Source organism: Bulleidia sp. HCP3S3_C9 (assembly GCF_052064035.1).
Taxonomy (GTDB): domain Bacteria; phylum Bacillota_I; class Bacilli_A; order Erysipelotrichales; family Erysipelotrichaceae; genus Bulleidia.
The window spans coordinates 1-812 of sequence record NZ_JBQHWJ010000124.1; the positions used below are offsets into that span (position 1 = coordinate 1).

The 812-nt window shown below is 38.9% G+C and carries 1 protein-coding gene; it reads left to right on the top strand.

What is annotated here, in order from left to right; translation table 11 throughout:
- Positions 1 to 812, top strand: an 812-nt coding sequence (locus tag ACTND6_RS11070; RefSeq protein ID WP_441045110.1) for a transposase, incomplete at both ends; no start/stop codon positions are given.

Genomic DNA, 812 nt, shown 5'->3' on the forward strand with positions numbered 1-812 from the left:
GTTGAACTGTCTTTTATCCGTACTGGAATAGACAAGCTGTATAAAGAAAAAGTAACTCCTGATACTACAAACTATGAAAATATCGAATCTCATGTTCACAGATGTCCTCACTGTGGATCTGTACACTTTGTAAAGAACGGTTTCAATCCAAAGCACAGACAGAAATACAGATGCAAGGACTGCCGTTCAGTATTCATGGCAACTACCGGCACCATGTTTACACATTCAAGAACAAATTTTAATACATGGTCTACTTTTATAGCTGGTGAACTGAATGGACTTACACTTGAGCAGCAGACAGTTGCTACTGAACTAAGCATAGTTACATGTTTTAATATGCGTCACAAGCTGTACAAAGCCATTTCAAAAGTACAGGAAAATGCTGTTCTCAGTGGTGATGTTGAACTTGATCCTTCCTATACGAGTATCAACCTGAAAGGCACCGAGCCTGAGAACATGCCTAGAATGAGCAAGCATCGTGGAAAGCACAAGGCAACGCCATATTTTCATCATATACCAGGAACAAGTCATCATAAAATCTGCATTGTAGCTGCGATTGATGAACACGATCAGATGCTTTTTAAAATCGGTGGTCTTGGAAGAGAAAGCTTTCAGATACTGAATCAGTACAGAAAGCATTTTTCTGAACACACAAAGATTATCAGTGATGACAGTCATAGTATTCAGACATTTGTATCTGAAAACGGATTTGAAAGTGATGTCATTCCATCTGGTGCATATGTGTCACCGACTGGAAATACAGTATCATCAGTAAATGAACTGCATGCAGAGGCAAAGAATATGATCAGACA